At 44.9% G+C, this 19,295-nt stretch carries 19 protein-coding genes; 17 read left to right on the forward strand and 2 right to left on the reverse strand.

The features are described from left to right. Both JUE95_RS00005 and JUE95_RS00010 read left to right on the forward strand, forming a co-directional pair. Nucleotides 1–260 (forward strand): zinc ribbon domain-containing protein (locus tag JUE95_RS00005; RefSeq protein WP_203648227.1); only part of this gene is annotated, 260 nt, incomplete at its 5' end. A gap of 152 nt (nt 261–412) precedes the next feature. After that, nucleotides 413–1,021, forward strand: a complete 609-nt coding sequence (locus JUE95_RS00010; RefSeq protein ID WP_203648229.1) for a sugar O-acetyltransferase — start codon at nt 413–415, stop codon at nt 1,019–1,021. An 84-nt stretch (nt 1,022–1,105) separates the two neighbouring features. On the opposite strand, the gene JUE95_RS00015 is transcribed toward JUE95_RS00010, so the two are convergent. Further along, on the reverse strand, nt 1,106–2,644 hold the full coding sequence (locus JUE95_RS00015; RefSeq protein WP_203648237.1) for a multicopper oxidase family protein: 1,539 nt from the start codon (nt 2,642–2,644) through the stop codon (nt 1,106–1,108). A gap of 120 nt (nt 2,645–2,764) precedes the next feature. On the opposite strand from JUE95_RS00015, the gene JUE95_RS00020 reads away from it, so the two are divergent. Further along, entirely contained in the window at nt 2,765–2,926 is a 162-nt protein-coding gene (locus tag JUE95_RS00020) for a hypothetical protein (protein ID WP_203648239.1), read from the forward strand. Nucleotides 2,927–3,018: 92 nt separating this feature from the next. Here the strand turns inward: JUE95_RS00020 and JUE95_RS00025 are convergent, their stop codons facing one another. After that, complete coding sequence (locus JUE95_RS00025; protein WP_203648241.1) at nt 3,019–3,729, reverse strand: HAD family hydrolase; 711 nt, start codon at nt 3,727–3,729, stop codon at nt 3,019–3,021. Nucleotides 3,730–3,964: 235 nt separating this feature from the next. On the opposite strand from JUE95_RS00025, the gene rpsB reads away from it, so the two are divergent. From rpsB to JUE95_RS00095, 14 genes are all read left to right on the forward strand, one after another. Further along, complete coding sequence (gene rpsB / locus JUE95_RS00030) at nt 3,965–4,723, forward strand: 30S ribosomal protein S2 (protein WP_203648243.1); 759 nt, start codon at nt 3,965–3,967, stop codon at nt 4,721–4,723. Nucleotides 4,724–4,860: 137 nt separating this feature from the next. Beyond that, nucleotides 4,861–5,742: a translation elongation factor Ts gene (gene tsf, locus JUE95_RS00035; protein ID WP_203648245.1), complete on the forward strand. Its 882-nt coding sequence runs from the start codon at nt 4,861–4,863 to the stop codon at nt 5,740–5,742. Between the two features lie 125 nt (nt 5,743–5,867). Further along, nucleotides 5,868–6,590 carry a UMP kinase gene (gene pyrH, locus JUE95_RS00040; protein ID WP_203648247.1) on the forward strand — a complete coding sequence of 241 codons (723 nt, stop codon included), beginning with the start codon at nt 5,868–5,870 and terminating at the stop codon, nt 6,588–6,590. Nucleotides 6,591–6,628: 38 nt separating this feature from the next. Further along, nucleotides 6,629–7,150 carry a ribosome recycling factor gene (gene frr, locus JUE95_RS00045; RefSeq protein WP_373305656.1) on the forward strand — a complete coding sequence of 174 codons (522 nt, stop codon included), beginning with the start codon at nt 6,629–6,631 and terminating at the stop codon, nt 7,148–7,150. A 27-nt stretch (nt 7,151–7,177) separates the two neighbouring features. Further along, nucleotides 7,178–7,588, forward strand: coding sequence for a hypothetical protein (locus tag JUE95_RS00050; RefSeq protein ID WP_203648249.1), 411 nt, complete (start codon nt 7,178–7,180; stop codon nt 7,586–7,588). A gap of 105 nt (nt 7,589–7,693) precedes the next feature. Then, the gene (uppS, locus tag JUE95_RS00055) at nt 7,694–8,470 is read left to right on the forward strand and encodes an undecaprenyl pyrophosphate synthase (protein ID WP_268920895.1); all 777 of its coding nucleotides are present in this window, start codon (nt 7,694–7,696) and stop codon (nt 8,468–8,470) included. Nucleotides 8,471–8,493: 23 nt separating this feature from the next. Next, nucleotides 8,494–9,282: a phosphatidate cytidylyltransferase gene (locus JUE95_RS00060; protein ID WP_203648250.1), complete on the forward strand. Its 789-nt coding sequence runs from the start codon at nt 8,494–8,496 to the stop codon at nt 9,280–9,282. A 41-nt stretch (nt 9,283–9,323) separates the two neighbouring features. Continuing rightward, nucleotides 9,324–10,598, forward strand: coding sequence for an RIP metalloprotease RseP (gene rseP, locus JUE95_RS00065; protein ID WP_203648252.1), 1,275 nt, complete (start codon nt 9,324–9,326; stop codon nt 10,596–10,598). A gap of 37 nt (nt 10,599–10,635) precedes the next feature. After that, a complete protein-coding gene (locus JUE95_RS00070; protein WP_203648253.1) occupies nt 10,636–12,378 on the forward strand; it encodes a proline--tRNA ligase in 1,743 nt (580 codons plus the stop codon). 108 nt (nt 12,379–12,486) lie between these two features. After that, nucleotides 12,487–16,815 (forward strand): PolC-type DNA polymerase III, encoded by a 4,329-nt coding sequence (locus tag JUE95_RS00075; RefSeq protein WP_203648255.1) that lies wholly within the window; start codon nt 12,487–12,489, stop codon nt 16,813–16,815. 150 nt (nt 16,816–16,965) lie between these two features. Further along, nucleotides 16,966–17,439, forward strand: a complete 474-nt coding sequence (gene rimP, locus JUE95_RS00080) for a ribosome maturation factor RimP (protein WP_203648256.1) — start codon at nt 16,966–16,968, stop codon at nt 17,437–17,439. Between the two features lie 22 nt (nt 17,440–17,461). After that, nucleotides 17,462–18,673, forward strand: coding sequence for a transcription termination factor NusA (gene nusA, locus JUE95_RS00085; protein ID WP_203648257.1), 1,212 nt, complete (start codon nt 17,462–17,464; stop codon nt 18,671–18,673). Nucleotides 18,674–18,687: 14 nt separating this feature from the next. After that, on the forward strand, nt 18,688–18,990 hold the full coding sequence (gene rnpM, locus JUE95_RS00090; protein ID WP_203648258.1) for an RNase P modulator RnpM: 303 nt from the start codon (nt 18,688–18,690) through the stop codon (nt 18,988–18,990). Then, nucleotides 18,977–19,291 (forward strand): L7Ae/L30e/S12e/Gadd45 family ribosomal protein, encoded by a 315-nt coding sequence (locus tag JUE95_RS00095; protein ID WP_089087961.1) that lies wholly within the window; start codon nt 18,977–18,979, stop codon nt 19,289–19,291. The genes rnpM and JUE95_RS00095 overlap by 14 nt, the downstream gene beginning before the upstream one ends. Nucleotides 19,292–19,295 lie beyond the last annotated feature (4 nt).

Below are 19,295 nucleotides of genomic sequence, written 5' to 3' on the forward strand. Positions count from 1 at the left end.
CTAAGGTAATCAGTTATCAAGGTTTCTATAATTTTCGGCTTAAATTGATTGCTAAGTGCCAGCATTTAGGCATTCCCGTACACTTGATTAACCGTTTTGAACCAACTTCTAAAGTGTGTCACCGGTGTGGCCATAAAAAAGTTGATTTAAAACTAAGTGAGCGAACCTATCAATGTCCTAAATGTAGTTATACCGCAGATCGTGATATTAATGCGGCCCTGAATATCAGGGATACTGAAAACTTTGAACTAGCCTACTAACACAGGCTTCAAAGCATGTACCGGTGGCTAGCCGGGAATTAACGCTTGTGGACTATCATATCAACTGTATTAGTGATTTTTATACGAGGCAGGATAGAGAGAAGCAAGAATAATCTATAACTTTTTATAAGTTATCAGTAGCAGGATTACATATGACAGAAGATATGCACAATGGCAATCTTTATTTGCCAATGGATAAAGCAATTTTAAAGGAACAGGAAGCAGCGCAGGAATTACTGTATGACTTCAACCAAACGCGGCCGGGTGACCATGAAGGACGGCAAAGCCTGCTCAAGCGGATGTTTGCTGAAATTGGCGAGGGTACTTATATTGAGCCGCCGCTGCACGCTAACTTTGGCGGCCGTCATTTACATTTTGGCAGCCATATTTATGCGAACTATAATTTGACTGCGGTTGACGATACGCATATCTACGTTGGCGACCATACGATGTTCGGTCCTAACGTCACCTTAGCTTCCGCAACCCATCCCGTTATACCAGAGCTGCGTGAAAAGGAATATCAGTATAATCTGCCGATTAGAATTGGCCGCAACTGCTGGTTAGGCGCGGGGGCAATTGTGCTGCCGGGAATTACGATTGGCGATAACACGGTGATTGGTGCGGGCGCCGTAGTTACCAAAGACGTACCGGCCAACGTTGTTGCAGTTGGTAATCCTTGCCGCGTCCTGCGAAAAATTAATGCGAGCGATCGGAAGTATTACCACCGAGGACGTGAAATCGATTGGTCGAAAATTAAGTAAAGTTCCGCAAGCAAAAAGGGCTCTCAATCGTGTGATTGAGAGCCCTTTAAATTGGACTAGTTTCAATTTTTATTGAATGGTGTGTTACATTTTCATTCCCATTTTACGGTAGGAATCCATTCCCGCCATCCACAGGTCTTTAGGATCAATGCCGCGTTCCTTAGCAAACGCGTTCATTAAAGTATCCATATCCATTAACTTGTATTTTGGCATTGGTTTGCTTGGATCGTAGGTTTGAATCTGGGCCATCATACCGCCGTCTTCGTGTTCAATGATATGGCAGTGGTACATATAAACACCGGGCAAGTCGAAACGGACCAGCAGCCGAACGGTTTCACCGGGATTGACTCCGACAGTGTCTTTGAAGCCGTGTTCGTTAGGATAGGGTGCGTGGCCGTTTCGTGAAATGACCAGGAATTCGGTTCCGTGCACGTGGAAGGGATGCACCATCCCAGAATCTTTCGTATTGGAATTAGTAACGTCCCAATACTGGCTTTGGCCGACTGGCTGGGTAGCATCGATCCGCTGCATGCTAAATTTCTTGTTATCCATCATGACACTTTCGTCCATCCCGCTCATCACGATCTTACGAACGGGTGTTTTAGGATCAACTTCAGGCTTCTTAATGGTGAATAGGTGATCCGGCAAAGTGGTCTTATCAGACGCAAACTGATGAATTCTGAATTCAACGATTGGAACGTCATCGCTAAACAGCGTGACGATCTGACCTTCATGATAACCAGAGAAGTCAACCACAATTTCGGCCCGTTCAGCACAGGTGAGCATTAAGTGATCCATGTAAACTGGTTCAGGTAAGAGGCTGGAATCACCTGCTACCTGAGTAAATTTCAGGTTGTCTGAGAAGTGCAGGCGCCATTCCCTGCGGTTAGCACCGTCTAGAATGCGTAAGCGGACTTTTTGAGTGGTGACATTAAAGAAGGGGTTGACGGTGCCGTTAATGAGGGCTGTTGGTCCTTGGACGCCATCAGGGTCATAGTCGGCGTGATAGTCTAATTGATTATCTTCGTGGAAGCGGCGGTCTTGAAGCACTAGCGGAATGTCATCCACACCATAGTGATGCGGTAGCGGCAAACTGTTGATGTGGTCGTCGGTGACCAGCACCATGGTTGCCAGGCCGTGCCAAACCTGTTCAGCAGTTGATGGGCACGGGTGAGCGTGCAGCCAAGTCGTTGCGGCAGGCTGATTCAGCGTGAAATCAATGTGCTTAGTTTCGCCCGGGTATACGGGAGCGTGGCAGCCACCGTCAATGTAAGGACCGGAAACAATCAGACCGTGCCAGTGAAAAGTGGTGATTTCTGACAGGTGATTTTCCAAGGTAACGTGAATGTGCTTGCCAACCGGGTAAACGATGGTTTGACCAAGAATGCTAGCATTATAGCCCCAGGTTTTGGTTTTTGCGCCGGGCAAGATTGGTGTTTCACCGGTTTGAGCTGTCACTGTATACCAGATATCAGTATCAGTTTCTTTATCGGGTTTTAATAGCGCCGGAATGGCCAATGGCTTTTCGGGTGCATCAGCGACTTTTAAGGGAATGTAGCCGCCGTCATGGGTGTTAAAAGCAGGTTCATCAAAAAAATAATCATGATAGATTTCTTTAGACATTAGAACTTCTCCTCTCATGTTCACTTCTATTATATACCACTGATTTTTAAAATTATAATAATTTTTAAGGAATGCCTAAATAATTTGTACTATAATAAGAAAGGAAGGAGAGATGATTAGATGGGTGCAATGTCAAAGGGGTTTTTATGGTTACTGTTAATTTTGAACGTGATTTTGATCGGTTTTTTGCTCAGTATGAACAACATGGCTGCAATGTGGATGATGGCAATTATAATGTTGCTTGATTCAGTAGGTTCATTAGTTGCCGTTTATCGAAAATAACAGTGGTTAGTTAAATAATTGTAAACAAAAAGGCAGCACAGCAAACCAGTTAAGGTTTACCGTGCTGCTCTCTTTATAAAATCAGTTTACTATTAATAGTTGGTAACGGACATTGCTTGTAAAAGTTCTGCCAGTTCAGTTGGAGATTCAACCGTTTGATCGGGAATAAAATCTGACTTTGGCATCTCTAATTGTCGGTGGTTGAACCAGAAAGCATGCCAACCAGCTTTTTTAGCGCCCACCATGTCTTTTTCAAAATTATCGCCGATATAGACAACTTCATTGGCTTGAAGATTCATATGGCGGCTAAAGTGGGTGAAAATTCTTGGGTCCGGTTTGCGCAAACCGACTTCGTCAGAAATGACGACGTTATCTCCCTTAAACCACCGCTGCAGGTCAAGGCGTGATAATTTTTCGGACTGCGTGTTACTTTCACCATTGGTAATGACACCTAATTCGTAGTGATCCTTTAATAGTGGCAATTGCGCCTGAATGTCTGAAAATAAACTGATCTTTTCTGCTTCTGCGCGGTAACGGTCGCAAAAAGCGAGCCAAACTGAATTGGTCAAAGTTGGCAAATCATGATCTGCCAAAACGTCGTTTAGACGGTTGAAGACGTGGTTCATCGTCAATGTTTCTAACTTTGCGACTCGGTCATTCATGTGTTTAAATACCTTAAACAGGTCGGTTAACACGTGACCGGAAACCGCGGGGTCGTTCCAGACAGAAAATAGTGCTTGCTGGAATGGTCGCTGTTGATCATAAAGTGTATCATCGAGATCAAAAACGATGGCTTTAAGCATAATCGATTCCTCCTCGAAGTTCTGCGACAAGTAGTGTAACACGAATGTAACATTCATTTCAAATATTTTTTACTTTTCAAGCTTCTCAGGGTTGCTATGAGTGAATAAAACGAGTATACTAATTCTTGGCTAATTGCCACAATTCACACTCTGGGTGATATGCTAAGCAGTGCTCGGGAGAGTTCTTAGCGTAAGTGATCTCAGGGGAGGAAAAAACTTTGATGGAGGCTATTTCATGGCTGTTATTACAATGAAACAATTACTTGAAGCAGGTGTCCACTTCGGTCACCAAACTCGTCGCTGGAACCCTAAGATGAAGGATTATATCTTCACCGAACGTAACGGGATCTACATTATTGACTTACAAAAGACGGTTAAGTTGATCGACGTTGCCTACAACTTCGTTAAGGATGAAGCATCTAAGGGTGCCGTAGTGCTTTTCGTTGGTACAAAGAAGCAAGCCCAAGATTCTATTGAAGAAGAAGCTACCCGCGCTGGTCAATTTTACGTTAACCACCGTTGGTTGGGCGGAACTTTAACCAACTGGAACACCATTCAAACTCGTATCAAGCGTTTGAAGGATCTTAAGAAGATGGCAACCGATGGTACTTTTGACCGTTTGCCAAAGAAGGAAGTTTCTTTACTGAAGAAGCAGACTGATAAGTTGGAACGTTTCTTAGGCGGTATCGAAGATATGCCTAAGCTGCCTGACGTTATGTTTGTTGTCGATCCTCGTAAGGAACAGATTGCCGTTAAGGAAGCTCAAAAGCTGAACATTCCGATCGTTGCTATGGTTGATACCAACACCGACCCAGACGACGTTGACGTTATCATTCCTTCTAACGATGATGCTATTCGTGCCGTTCGCTTGATTACAAGCAAAATGGCCGATGCTGTTATCGAAGGCCGTCAAGGTGAAGACGAAGCAGAAGCTGCTAAAGCAGACGCAAAAGATGCTGACAGCAAGGATGCTTCAGAAAACGCTGCTGAATAGTTTATAATATTAGTTAAAAACCATCAGTGCTAAGGCTGGCTTGAAAATGTGGACCCGCGAGGCCTGATTATTTTCGGGCCAGCCTTTTGTGTTGGTGTTATGCGACTCATTTTTATTTACATTAAGGAGGCCATAAAATGGCAAGCATTACTGCAAAAATGGTTAAAGAACTTCGTGATAAGACTAGCGTTGGTATGATGGACGCAAAGAAAGCCCTCGTTGCTACTGAAGGCGACATGGACAAAGCAATCGATTTTCTGCGTGAAAAGGGAATTGCCAAGGCTGAAAAGAAGAGCAGCAACGTTGCTGCTAACGGTTTAGCTCACATTACTGAAAATGGTAATACAGCTGCAATCGCTGAAGTTAACTCTGAAACTGATTTCGTTGCTTCTAACGATCGTTTCAAAAACTTGGTTAAGACCATCACTGATTTAATCGCTGCTAACAAGCCAGCTGATATGGATGCTGCCTTGGCATTAAAGAACGCTGACGGCCAGACCATTAAAGATCTGATTATTGAACAGACTCAAGTAACTTCAGAACATACGACCCTGCGTCGTTTCAAAGTTGTTGAAAAGTCTGATAACGAAGTATTTGGTGCTTACTTGCATAACGGCGGTCAAATTGCTTCCTTAGTTGTTCTGGAAGGCGCTGATGCCAGTGTTGCCAAGAACGTTGCAATGCACGTTGCAGCTGTTAACCCAGAATTTACTTCCCGTGAAGAAATTCCTGCAGAGCGTTTGGATCACGAACGCGAAGTATTGAAGAAGGAAGCTTTGAACGAAGGCAAGCCTGAAAAGATCGTTGAAAAAATGGTCGAAGGCCGTCTCCGTAAATTCTTGTCAGAAATTAGCCTTGCTGACCAAGAATTCGTTATGGATTCAGACCAAACAGTTAGCCAATACGTTGCCTCAAAGGGCGGCAAGCTGAAGAGCTTCGTCCGTTATGAAGTCGGTGAAGGTATCGAAGTTGAAACTAAGAACTTTGAAGATGAAGTAAATAGTCAAATCAACGGCTAAACTGACTTTAAAAAAGGATGTACGTGTAACGTACATCTTTTTTTATGCAATTTAACAAGGATACGACTGTTGGTCGATAGCGGTTTATGATAGAATTACACAAGGAAACTAATAGGAGGCTCATGATGTCGGATTTAAAGTATAAGCGCGTCGTTTTGAAGCTGAGTGGTGAAGCCCTGGCAGGCGATCAGGGATTTGGTATCCACCCGCCAGTCATTAAAACGGTAGCAAAAGAAGTTAAAGAAGTATATGATTTGGGTCTTCAGATTGGGATCGTCGTTGGCGGCGGTAACATGTGGCGAGGCGAATCAGGTGCTCAGATGGGCATGGAACGTGCACAGGCTGACTACATTGGGATGCTAGCAACCATTATGAACGGTCTTGCGCTTCAAGATAACCTTGAAGATATTGGCGTACCAACCCGGGTACAGACTTCCATCGAAATGCGGGCCATTGCAGAGCCTTATATTCGACGGAAAGCAATTCGGCACTTAGAGAAGGACCGGGTCGTTATTTTCGCTGGTGGGACTGGCAGCCCATACTTTTCAACTGATACCACGGCTGCTTTACGGGCAGCTGAAATCAGTGCTGACGCTATCTTAATGGCTAAGAACGGGGTTGACGGTGTTTATTCTGCTGATCCTAACGTTGATCCTAAAGCTGTTAAGTTCGATCACCTGACCCACATGGATATTATTAACAAGGGTCTTCACGTGATGGATTCGACAGCCAGCACGTTATCAATGGACAATGACATTCCGTTGGTCGTATTTAACTTGAATCATCCAGGAAACATTAAGAAGGTTGTACTCGGTGAAGACATCGGGACAACGGTAAGGGGGAAATAGTATTGGCAAACCCAATTATTGATGAAGCAAAGGATAAGATGAAAAAGGCTGAAGACGTGTTAAGCCGGGAATTCGGTACCATTCGTGCCGGCCGTGCTAACGCCAGTCTATTAAGCCGGGTCACCGTTCAGTATTACGGTGTTGAAACACCCATTAACCAAGTGGCAGCTATTACTGTCCCAGAACCACGAGTTATTTTAGTGACCCCGTTTGACAAATCTTCTTTGGAAGACGTTGAAAAGGGAATCCTGGAATCCGATCTCGGAATTACACCAGCTAACGACGGTTCTGCACTGCGGTTAGTGGTTCCCCAATTAACTGAAGAACGGCGTAAGGAACTTGCTAAGCAGGTTAAAGCAGTTGCTGAACAGGGTAAAGTTGCGGTTCGTAACGTCCGGCGCGAAGCAATGGACGCCTTGAAAAAAGGCCACAAGAACGGTGATTTCACTGATGATGACGTGCATGATCTTGAAAAGCAGGTTCAAAACGTTACCGATGAAGCTGTAAAACAAATTGATAAATTGACTGAAAGCAAGGAGCAGGAAATTATTTCCGGCTAGTCTTAGCTGAATGAAAGGAAATTACGCATGGCAAATGACGACGAAACAGTTGAAATCACGCCTGGCACACCACAATTTGCCAAAATGGTTTTCAAACTGAACGAAGCGGTTACTGACGAAAACTTAGCGGTTTTAAATTATAACGGCAATGAATTAACTCAAATTGACGATGGCGTATACGCTCAACCAGCTTTTGTAAACGACGATTTTAATTTATTTTTCGTAATCACTCAGTTGATTGAGGAAGACTGGATTATTGCCTTTTCAAAAGCGACCATTGAAAACGGCTCTGAGATCACGGATTTAAGTGAACCTATCCCTACTGGTGAAGGTTTAAATAAACTTGGCGAAGTGAGTCCGGATGATGCTAATAATTTACTTCAGTATTTTAATACGTTATCTGACGCTAATCGCGGTGAGTGGCGTTTACTTCAGTAGCTTATTTAGATTCTGTTAAATAATCGCTTTAAGCAGAGTTGGGATAGTCGACAACTCTGTTTTTTGGTATGATTAGGGTTTGAAAGCTAATTTGGAGGTGCCGCTTTGTTTTCTTGGCTCAAAAATAACAATCAGTCAGAAATGCCTGACAAAATAGAACTAGATCCTAATAATATTCCAGCACATGTCGCCATCATTATGGACGGTAATGGCCGCTGGGCGCAAAAGCGTCATTTACCAAGGGTTGCCGGTCATAAGCAGGGGATGAATACCGTGAAGACGATTACTAAAGCTGCCAGTGATTTGGGTATTAAAGTATTAACGCTTTATGCCTTTTCCACCGAAAATTGGAAACGGCCTACTGATGAAGTTAACTATCTCATGAAGTTACCGGTAGATTTCTTTGATACATTTGTGCCGGAATTGATTGAAAATAATGTCCGGGTTAACGTCATGGGTTATACGGATCAATTGCCTCAAAAAACGCAAAAAGCCGTGAATGATGCCATTGAGGACACCAAAGGCTGTGACGGAATGATCTTAAACTTTGCCTTGAATTATGGCAGCCGTGCTGAAATAACGACGGCGGTGCAAGAAATTGCTCAGTCAGTTCAACAGGGTGAAGTGAAACCTGAGGAGATTACGCCTGAAATGATCAGCGCACATCTGATGACAGCGTCGCTAGGACAGTATCAAGATCCTGACGTTGTCATTAGAACTTCAGGTGAAGAACGGATCTCTAACTTTTTACTGTGGCAGATTGCCTATTCGGAGTTTGTGTTTATGGCACCGCATTGGCCTGAATTTACAGCTGACCTATTGGATCAAGCAGTTTATGAATATCAACATCGTAAACGCCGCTTTGGCGGATTAACGAAATAGTTTAGGGGAAAAGGAGTTTATAAATGAGACAAAGGGTTATTACGGCGGTGATCGCCTTAATCATCTTCATTCCAATTGTTATTGCCGGGGGCGTTTGGATTGATATTGCTGCTTCAGTACTCGGTCTAATTGCGCTTTCTGAAATATTGGTAATGCGGAAGAAATTAATTGTTTCATGGGAAGCTTTATTGTCCGGTATTGCCGTGTTATTAATCATACTACCGGATTTTTGGCACGATTTTTTGCCTGGTCACTTAGATGTTACCTTCGTAGCGTACGCTGTGGTGATACTGCTTTTAATGTATACTGTGTTTTCAAAAAACCGTTTTTCCTTTGATGATGCTGCGGTTTTAACTACTGGTGCTATTTATATTGGGGCGGGTTTCCACTACTTTATTTTGGCACGTAGCGCAAGTGTCTATACGCTTTTCTTCGCTCTCTTCATTGTCTGGATCACTGATAGTGGGGCCTACATGATTGGCCGTAAGCTTGGCCGTCATAAACTGGCACCGCACATCAGTCCCAATAAGACTTGGGAAGGATCGATTGGCGGTACTGTAGTCGCAACACTGATTGTCGCAATTTACGTTTATTTCTACCCGCAAGGCGATTATAGCTGGTTGGTAACGGTTCTGTTGACCATTGTTCTGTCCGTTTTTGGTCAGCTTGGCGATCTGGTAGAATCAGCTTTAAAGCGTTATTACGGTGTCAAAGATTCGGGTCGTATCCTACCGGGACATGGTGGTATCTTAGACCGTTTTGATAGCCTGTTGCTAGTATTACCAGCGTTACATTTGCTTGGCTTCATTTGATGAGCCAGCAGATTTAGTCTATTACGAAAGGATCGACGTCTGTGATTACGACCATTATTACCTTCATTATCGTGTTTGGCCTGATTGTTTTTATTCACGAGTTTGGCCACTTCTTCTTTGCCAAACGGGCGGGGATCCTCGTGCGTGAATTCTCAATCGGAATGGGTCCCAAACTGTTTAATTACCGTACGACCGATACAACTTACACGATTCGGCTGCTGCCGGTTGGTGGTTACGTTCGGATGGCAGGGGCTGAAGACGATGAAGATGAATTAAAACCGGGAACGCCTGTGAGTCTTTATGTAGGGGATAACAATCAGGTGACCCGGATCAATACCAGTAAGAAATCTACGTTGTTTAACGGGATTCCCATGGCTGTGACTGCCACTGATCTGGAGGATGAACTCTGGATCGAGGGGTATGAAAACGGTGATGAGAGTGAAGTTAAACGCTATTACGTGGCTCATGATGCAACCATCATTGAAACGGATGGAACCGAAGTGCGGATTGCTCCTCGAGACGTTCAGTTTCAGTCTGCCAGTTTAGGCCATCGGCTGATGACCAATTTTGCTGGACCGATGAACAACTTTTTCCTGGCAATCATTGTTTACACGATTCTAACGTTTGTAGCCGGCGGGGTGACCAATAATAGTAACCGGGTCAGTCCGACAACTTCTGATGTGACGGTTGCACGTTCAGCCGGAATTAAGAATGGCGACTACATCACTGCCGTGAATGATAAAAAGGTCAGTGACTGGAATCAAATCGCCATCCAAATTCAAGACCGTGCTCACAAACAGACCACGTTTAAGGTCAAGCGCGGTGACCAAATCAAGACGGTCAAGATGACACCCGCCGCTTCTAAGGTAAATAATAAGACCATTGGTGTGATTGGCATTACCCAGTATCGCAATCATGATATTGGCGCCATGCTGGTGTCAGGATTCACGCAAACCTGGCAGATGACGGTCCAGCTTTTGGCGGCCATCTGGTCAATGGTTTCCGGCCACTTTAGCCTTAATGATTTAGGCGGTCCCGTGGCAATCTTTGCCACTACGTCTACCGCGGCCTCTGAAGGCGTGCTAGGGGTGCTGAGTTTTCTGGCCTTTTTGTCACTTAACTTAGGAATTGTGAATTTGTTGCCAATTCCAGCACTTGATGGTGGTAAAATATTACTTAACGTCATTGAGGGGATTCGACGTAAGCCACTCTCAGAAAACGTTGAAACAGCCATTACCCTAGTTGGGGTAGTCTTTTTAGTTGTTTTGATGTTGCTGGTAACGTGGAATGATATTGAGCGTTACTTTATTAAATAGATCAAATAAATTCGGTTAAAAAGGAGTTCAATTGAGTATGAAACAGTCAAAATTGCTTATTCCAACACTGAAAGAGGTGCCGAGTGATGCTGAAGCACTAAGTCATCAAATGATGCTTAGAGCCGGCTACATTCGCCAAGTGACAGCTGGAATGTATGCTTATTTACCTCTGGCATTCCAAGTTCTGACCAACATTGAAAAAATCATTCGGGAGGAAATGGCTAAGATTGATGCTGTTGAAATGGTCGTCCCAACTGTTTTACCAGCACAACTCTGGAAGGATTCAGGTCGTTACGATACATACGGCCCGACGTTATTCAAGTTTAAGAACCGTCATAATACGGACTTTATTCTCGGGCCAACTCATGAAGAAACCTTCACGACTTTAATTCGTGACAGCATTAAATCATATAAACGATTACCACTGACCCTTTACCAAATTCAGGCTAAGTACCGTGATGAAGAGCGTCCCCGTTACGGTTTGCTACGTGGCCGGGAATTCATTATGAAAGACGCCTATTCATTTTCAACTAATTACGATGACTTGGATAAGGTCTATCGTCAAATGGAAGGTGCTTACAAGCGAGTCTTTGACCGAATCGGATTAAAATACCGGACGATTATCGGTGATGCTGGTGCCATGGGCGGTAAAGATTCTAAGGAATTCTCCGCTATTGCGCCAATTGGTGAAGATACGATCGTTTACGTTGACGAATCTGATTACGCCGCTAACCTCGAAATGGCTACTAACTTGTATACGCCTAAGAAGTCGCACGCTGCTCAAAAAGATTTGGAAAAAGTTGCCACTGGCGACGCTAAGACCATTGATGATGTAGCTGCCAAACTAGGTGTAAACGTTAATGATCTGATCAAGAGCATGCTCTATATTGCGGATGAAAAGCCCGTACTGGCATTGCTACGCGGTGACGATGAACTCAATGAAACTAAGCTGAAGAATTTCTTGCACGCTGACTTTTTGGCACCAGCAACCAATGATGACGCTGAAAAGTTCCTTGGTGCATCGTTTGGTGCCCTGGGTCCAGTGGGTGTCAGTGAAGACGTGACCATTGTGGCTGACCGTTATGTTCAGGATATGGTCAATGCCGTAGTGGGTGCTGATGAAGACGGCTATCACTACGTTAACGCTAACGTCGAACGTGACTTCCGGGTGGATGAATTTACCGATATTCGAACCGTTAAGGAGGGCGACATTTCGCCTGACGGTGCAGGTAAGCTGAAGTTTACCCGCGGAATTGAAATCGGCCACATCTTTAAGCTGGGAACCCGTTACTCAGAAGCACTTGATGCTAAAGTACTGGACGAAAACGGTCGTTCCGTACCCGTTATCATGGGTTCATACGGGATTGGTGTCAGCCGTTTGCTGTCAGCTATCAGTGAGCAGCAGTCAGATGAACACGGGCTGGTATGGCCACGTGCCATTGCACCATATGATCTGCACGTTATTCCAGTAAACATGAAAAATGATACTCAGGTGGACTTGGCTAATAAGCTAACGGCTAGTTTGACGGACGCTGGTTACCGGGTCCTGATCGATGACCGTAAGGAACGGGCTGGTGTTAAATTTGCTGATTCTGATTTAATTGGGTTACCAATTCGGATCACAGTTGGTAAAAAAGCCAGTGACGGGATCGTTGAAATCAAGATTCGTAAGACTGGCGAAACCGTTGAAGTCAAAGCAGATGAAGTTGGCAACACGGTGGGTATTCTGTTAAAAGAAACGGATGCCAACCCGGAAGATTCAGAATCGACTAACGAATAAATTTAAGTGTGGGACGGGCTCGAGAAAACAAAACAAATTTTGTTTTGTCTCGAGCCCGTTTTACGTTAAAATAATGGCATTAAGCAAAAATGAAGGGGGCAGTTTGGTGTGGCCTTAGATCATCAGGCATTATTTGAAAAACTATTACAGCAGCTGCAATTATCAGATCTGGCTGACCAGCCATTCTTTAAGGGGGCAGCACTGGAAAAACTTACCGTGCACGAAAAGTCCAAACGGTGGCACTTTAACTTCAAGTTACCAACCGTGATACCGTTTGAAGCATTTACCACGTTTCAGGGGCAGCTTGAAAAAGCGTTTCAAGCAATCGCTAAGGTTGATTTTGAAATTCACACTGATCAGAAAGATTTAGATAATCGGCTGATCGGTGATTACTGGAACTGGGTGGTACAGCATAGCGGTGTGACCTCACCACTACTGCAAGAACTCTGTCGCGATCAGGTGCCCAAGGTAGAAGATGACCGGGTGATCTTTATGGCTGAAAATGAAGTCGTAAAAAATTTCTTGGTTGACCAAGCATTAGGGCCGATTGAAAACTGCTATGAAACCGTGGGGTTCCCGAAGTTCGCAATCCATACTATGATCGACGAATCGGCTTCGCAGGCCAAGATTCAAGAATTTAAGCAGAAAAAAGCCCAGTCGGACGCTGAACTGGCTCAAAAAGCCGTGGCCGCGATTAAAGTTGCTAATCAAAAACGTGAAAAGCAGGGCGTTGAAGCTGCTAGCGGGCCAACGGTGATCGGTCGGAAAATCAAGGCTGATGAAGATCCCGTTCAATTATCGTCAATTGAAGATGAAGAAAAATCGGTGATCGTGCAGGGGTACGTGTTTAATAAGGAAATCCGTGACCTGCGTTCCGGACGTAAACTGATGATCTTGGAAATTACGGATTACAGTTCTTCAATCGCGGTGAAAAAGTTCTCCCGTGACGAAGGTGATGAAGCACAGTTTGCTGGGTTAAACGAGGGTGACTGGATCAAAGTCCGCGGTAGCGTTCAGGAAGATAACTTCATGCGTGATCTGGTGTTGAATGCCTATGACATCAACCAAGTAACGGTTCCCGGCCGGAAGGATAAGGCACCAGAAGGTGAAAAGCGGGTGGAATTACACCTGCACACCAATATGAGTACCATGGATGCCACTAATTCGATTACCGATTACGTTAAACAGGCTAAAAAATGGGGTCATAAAGCCATTGCCATTACTGACCACGCTGGTGTTCAGGGCTTTCCTGAAGCTTTCCGTGCGGCTTCTAAAAACGACATTAAAATGATCTACGGGGTAGAAGCCAACCTCGTTGATGACGGTGTGCCGATCGGTTATAACAATGAGCATCGGCCGCTTAAAGATGCCACTTACGTTGTTTTTGATACTGAAACTACTGGATTGTCAGCAATTTATGACCGAGTGATTGAGCTTTCTGCCGTTAAGATGCGGGGAAAGGAAGTCATCGATCAGTTTGAAGAGTTCATTGATCCCGGCTTTCATTTGTCCGATCAAACCACTAATTTAACCAGTATTACAGACGATATGGTTCATGGTTCAAAGTCTGAAAAGGAAGTTTTCGAACTCTTCAGAGAATTTTATGGTGATGCAATTGTGGTTGGCCATAACGTTACCTTCGATATCGGGTTTATGAACGCCGGCTATCAGCGACATGATTTGCCAGAGATTACCAACCCCATTATCGACACGTTGACCTTGGCGCGGTTTTTGTACCCGAATCTAAAGGGTTACCGGTTAAACACACTGGCTAAGAAGTTCCATGTTTCTTTGGAACACCATCACCGGGCGATTTATGATGCCGAGTCAACCGGGCATTTGAACTACCTGTTCTTAAAAGATGCTGAAGACCGCTATAATATTCAGTATCATGATCAGCTGAATGATCATATGAGTGAAAATGACGCCTATAAGCATGCTCGGCCGTCTCACGCCATTATTTTGGCGCAGACACAGGCTGGTTTGAAGAATTTGTTCAAGTTGGTTTCTAAGTCAAACGTGGATTACTTTTATCGGGTGCCGCGGATGCCAAGAAGTCAAATCGAGAAATTACGGGACGGTTTAATGATCGGTTCCGCTTGTGATTCCGGTGAAGTCTTCACGGCGATGATGCAAAAAGGGTATGCTGAAGCGCGCAGTAAGGCCAAGTTTTACGATTACCTTGAAGTTCAGCCTCTGGCGGCTTACAAACCGCTGATTGATTCTGGTTTGATTCAAAACCGGAAGAATCTCGAGGAAATCTTGACCAACATGGTTAAGCTGGGTGAAGAATTAGGTAAGCCCGTTGCTGTGACTGGTGATGCCCATTATCTGAATCCGGAAGACGCCATTTACCGGAAAATCCTGATCAATTCACAGGGTGGCGCTAATCCACTAAACCGGCAAGAATTACCGGACGTGCACTTTAGGACCACGGATGAATTATTAGACGATTACAGTTTCTTGGGTGAGGATAAAGCCAAAGAAATTGTGGTGACGAACACTAACGCCATTGCGGATAAAATTGACGATGTTCACCCGTTGAAAGATAAACTTTATACACCGCGGATGGAAGGCGCTGAAGACGAAATTCGCGAACGGACCATGAATACCGCTCACGAATGGTATGGTGACCCGCTCCCGGAACTGGTTCAGCACCGGCTTGACCGGGAGCTGAAAAGTATCATTGGTAACGGGTTCTCCGTGATTTATTTGATTGCTCAACGGCTGGTAGCTAAGAGTAATAAAGACGGGTACTTGGTTGGTTCCCGTGGGTCCGTTGGTTCCAGTCTGGTGGCTACCATGACGGGGATCACTGAAGTTAACCCCTTGCCACCGCATTATCGTTGCCCGAACTGTCAGTATTCGCACTTCTATACCAAGGGTGAATATAGTTCCGGGTTTGATTTACCCGAGAAGAACTGCCCGAAGTGCGGTACGCTAATGATTGGCGATGGTCATAACATTCCCTTTGAAACTTTCTTAGGATTTACGGGGAATAAGGTGCCCGATATTGATTTGAACTTCTCCGGGGACTATCAGCCCATTGCCCATAACTATACGAAGGTTTTGTTCGGTGAAAAGAACGTTTATCGTGCCGGCACGATTGGTACCGTGGCGGATAAAACCGCTTATGGTTACGTTAAGGCCTATGAACGTGATAAGGAATTGCACTTCCGAAACGCTGAAATCGACCGATTAGCTAAGGGAGCCACTGGAGTCAAGCGGACTACCGGGCAACATCCGGCGGGGATCATTGTTGTTCCAGATTACATGGACATTTATGATTTCACACCTATCCAGTATCCAGCCGACGACCAGAACGCTGCTTGGCAAACGACCCACTTTGATTTCCATTCGATCCATGACAACATTTTGAAAATCGATATTCTGGGCCATGATGATCCAACCATGATTCGGACGCTCCAAGATCTCAGCGGGGTCGATCCGAAAACGATCCCAATGGACGATCCAGGTGTGATGGCACTGTTTTCGGGTACCGATTCGTTACACGTCACACCAGAACAGATCCAATCTAAGACTGGGACGTTAGGTGTGCCTGAATTTGGGACCCGGTTTGTTCGCGGAATGCTGGAAGAAACCCACCCGAAGAATTATTCACAGCTGCTGCAAATTTCTGGGCTGTCTCACGGGACTGACGTGTGGCTGGGTAACGCAGAGGAACTCATTAAAAACGGGACCGCCACCATTGCGAACGTTATTGGGTGCCGTGATAACATCATGACCGACTTGATTAACTGGGGAATGGATTCTGAGACGTCATTTCAGATCATGGAATCCGTGCGACACGGCCGTGGGATCCCAGATGAATGGCAGGACAAGATGAGGGAAGCTGACGTACCGGATTGGTACATTGATTCTTGTTTGAAAATCAAGTACATGTTCCCGCGGGCCCATGCTGCCGCCTATATCTTGATGGCGTTGCGGGTGGCTTACTTTAAGGTTTACTTCCCATTGGTTTACTACGCTGCTTACTTCTCAGTTCGGGCGGATGATTTTGACGTGGTTGCTATGTCTCGCGGCAAGGATTCCGTAAAGACCAAAATGAAGGAACTCAATGACGAGGGAATGGACGCTTCAGCCAAGGAGAAAAACTTGCTGACGGTCTTGGAACTGGCTAACGAGATGCTGGAACGCGGTTTTAACTTTAAGATGATCGACATTAATAAATCGGCTGCCAGCGAGTGGCTGATTGACGGTGATTCGTTGATTGCGCCCTTTAACGCAGCACCTGGTTTAGGCCTGAACGTGGCCAAGCAAATTGTTGCTGCCCGTGAAGATAAACCGTTTCTGTCGAAGGAAGACTTGGCTAAACGTGGGAAGGTTTCTAAAACCCTGATTGAATTTATGACTGATAACGGGGTCTTAGATGGCTTACCGGATGAAAATCAGCTGAGCCTCTTTGATATGATGTAGCCAGAACTCGGCAGAGTTGGCATAACGGCGCGCTTTCAAGTTTGCTATTATGTCACCTTTGTGCTATCATACGAGTTGTAGATATTTCGGAAAGGAGTGAGCAGCGATGCTCGCTCTTTTTATTGGAAAAATGGTATTGGAGGTAAAAGATTGGATAACGTCGTAGACATTGTTTCGGCACTGGCGAAACCGATTGTGGATGCCCATCACTTTGAACTGGTGGACGTTGAGTTTGTTCGCGAGGGTAAAAGTTGGTATTTGCGGCTCTACATCGATAAACCTGGTGGCATTACGATTGATGAATGCGCATTAGTGAGTGATGAGTTAAGTGATAAGCTGGATAATATCGATCCCGATCCAATTCCCCAAGCGTATTTCTTGGAGGTATCCTCTCCAGGTGCTGAACGGCCGCTGAAAAAAGAAGCTGACTATGAACGGGCGGTGGATCACTATGTTCATATTTCGCTCTATCAGAAAATGAACGGTGAAAAAGCATTTGAAGGCACGTTGACCTCTGTTAATGACGACGAATTAGGTTTGAAAATCAACCTAAAGGGTCGGATGAAAGAATTGGTCATCCCAAGAAAAAACGTTGCCAAAGCAAGATTAGCAATTAAGTTTTAACAGCTAAAGGAGACTATACGTAATGAGTAAAGAACTAATAGGTGCTCTGGATCAACTAGAAACTGAAAAGGGTATCAAAAAGGAAATTGTGATTGAGGCCATTGAAGCCGCACTGACTTCTGCTTACAAGCGCAACTACGGTCAAGCGCAAAACGTTGAAGTAAACTTCGACCAAAAAAAGGGCGATGTTCACGTCTATGCAGTTAAGAAGGTTGTCGATCAAGTCTATGATTCCCGTTTGGAAGTTAGCCTAGACGATGCCTTACAGGTCAGTCGCGGGTATGAATTAGGCGATGACATTAAGTTTGAAGTTACCCCTAAAAACTTTGGCCGGATTGCTGCGCAAACTGCCAAGCAAGTTATCATGCAACGGGTTCGTGAAGCAGAACGGTCACTGATTTTTGACCAATATAGCCAGTACGAAAACGAAATTATTACTGGTGAAGTCGAACGTCAGGACAACCGGTTCGTTTATGTTAATCTAGGTAATGTGGAAGCCGTTATGAGCCGTCAGGATCAAATGCCTAACGAAACATACCGGATGCACGATCGGATTAAAGTTTACGTTACCCGGGTAGAAAACGCCGCTAAGGGACCGCAAGTGTTCGTCAGCCGAACTGACTCCGGTTTGCTGAAGCGCTTGTTTGAAGAAGAAATTCCGGAAATCTACGATGGCACCGTTGAAATCATGTCGATTGCCAGAGAAGCGGGTGACCGTGCTAAGGTGGCTGTTCGTTCGAATAACCCTGACGTTGACCCAGTTGGAACCTCCGTTGGTCCTCGTGGGCAACGGGTTCAGGCAATCGTTTCTGAACTGGACGGCGAAAACATGGATATCGTTGAATGGACGGATGACGAAGCTAAGTTTATTGCTAACGCATTGAACCCAGCCGAAGTAATCGATGTCATTTTTGACGAAAACAACGAACGGGCTTGTACCGTTATCGTGCCAGATTATCAATTATCATTGGCCATTGGTAAGCGGGGGCAAAATGCCCGCTTAGCCGCTAAGCTGACTGGTTACAAGATTGATATCAAGTCTGAAACTGAGGCTGAAACGCTTTTTGATAAGTCCGGCAGTGATGATAGTGATGATTCACAGACTGAACAGTCAAGTGATCAAGATGCGGATGAAACAGCTGATCAGGCAACTGATGAGACCGTTGATTCCGCAACGGATTCAGAAACTGAAGACGCCCCAGAGACTTCTGAGGATGACGGTACTGAAGACTAAGGAGGTAAGCGTACATGAAGAAACGTAAGGTACCAATGAGAAAAGACATTGTGACCGGTGAAATGGCGCCGAAAAAAGACTTGGTTCGAATCGTCCGCGATAAGGATAACAACGTTTCCGTTGATCCAACGGGTAAGAAATCGGGCCGCGGTGCCTACATTTCCTTAAACGTTGAGATCGCTAAACGCGCTCAGAAGGAACGGACTTTTGACAAAGTCTTTGAAACTAAAGTCGACTCACAGTTTTACGATGACCTGGTGGACTACGTGGACCATCAACAAGCTCGTCGTGAACTCTTTGAAAATGGAAAAGCCTAACCCTTTTCTACAGCTTTTAGGACTAGTTCGCCGAGCTAACCAGTTAGTGACGGGTGAAGGGTTTGTTTTAAAAGCGATTCGGAACCAGAGCATTTCAGTGGTGATTTTAGCCAGTGATGCCGGTCCCAGCAGCATGAAAAAGTTAAGTGATAAGGCCACGTTTTACCACGTTGACTTAATTACCGCATTTACAAAGGAACAACTTAGCCAGGCAACCGGCATGAACCGGTCAGCTTACGGCGTAAAAGATCCTGGATTTGCTAGGAAGTTAATTGAACTAGTTAATACCAAAGGAGAGTGAAGAT

It is taken from the genome of Secundilactobacillus yichangensis (assembly GCF_016861565.1).
Taxonomy (GTDB): Bacteria; Bacillota; Bacilli; order Lactobacillales; family Lactobacillaceae; genus Secundilactobacillus; species Secundilactobacillus yichangensis.